This window comes from Paenibacillus sp. 3LSP (assembly GCF_032465655.1).
Lineage (GTDB): Bacteria > Bacillota > Bacilli > Paenibacillales > Paenibacillaceae > Fontibacillus > Fontibacillus barengoltzii.
Genome location: NZ_JAWDJI010000196.1, coordinates 1 through 935 on the forward strand (window position 1 = coordinate 1; position 935 = coordinate 935).

At 48.3% G+C, this 935-nt stretch carries 1 protein-coding gene; it reads left to right on the top strand.

The window, feature by feature from the left end; translation table 11 throughout:
- Positions 1–81: 81 nt before the first annotated feature.
- A partial coding sequence (locus RW092_RS16865; RefSeq protein ID WP_316010755.1) for a LysR family transcriptional regulator occupies positions 82–935 on the top strand: 854 nt, incomplete at its 3' end.

Below are 935 nucleotides of genomic sequence, written 5' to 3' on the forward strand. Positions count from 1 at the left end.
ATAGAGTCGTGATACTCTCAGGGAAAGTGAACATAATTCACAATAGTATTCAATAATTTTGAAGGTATGGGGGATCGATAAATGGAGCTGCGTCAACTGAATACGTTTTGTACGGTTGCGTCAACCTTAAATTTCACTCGGGCCGCAGAGGTGCTGAACTACGTACCCTCTAACGTTACCATGCAAATAAAAGCCTTGGAGGAGGAGCTGGATGTTCGTCTCTTTGACCGCTTGGGCAAGCAGTTGGTTCTCACCGCAGCGGGTAAACGCTTTTTGATACATGCCCGGAGCGTTCTGGACAAATTGGACGAAGCACGCAGCGTTGTTCATGATAACGAGTCTTTAAGCGGTACTCTGACGATAAGTGCCAATGAGGTTATTTGTGCGTACCGGCTTCCTGCTGTCTTTCGGCACTTTCGTTCGCAGCATCCCGGCGTACGTCTGATCTTCCGCTCCGTTCCCAATCAAGAGCTCAAACAATCGCTTTTTGAGGGGGACTCAGATATCGTCTTCATGCTTGACGAGCCCATTCGCTCGAGCGGACTTGCCGTAGAACCGCTGCTGGAAGAAACCTTGCGCCTGTTTGCTGCTCCGGATCACCCGCTTGCTAGGCAAAAGGAGCTGCAGCTGGAGGATTTTCACGGAGAAGTGTTCCTGACGAATGAAAAAGGCTGTCCTTATAGAACCATGTTTGACCGGTCATTTGAGAAAGAGGGCATTGACAGCATTACGTATTTAGAGTTTCAAAGTGCAGAAGCCATTAAACAATGCGCCATTTCGGGAATCGGTATAGCTTTTCTCCCAGAAATCGTAACGGAAGCCGAGGTAGAGCGCGGTGAACTTGTTGCCCTTCCCTGGCAAATTCCCGATCTGCATGTGTATACACAGATGTTATGGCATAAAGACAAGTGGCTTTCACCCATCCTGTTGTCTTT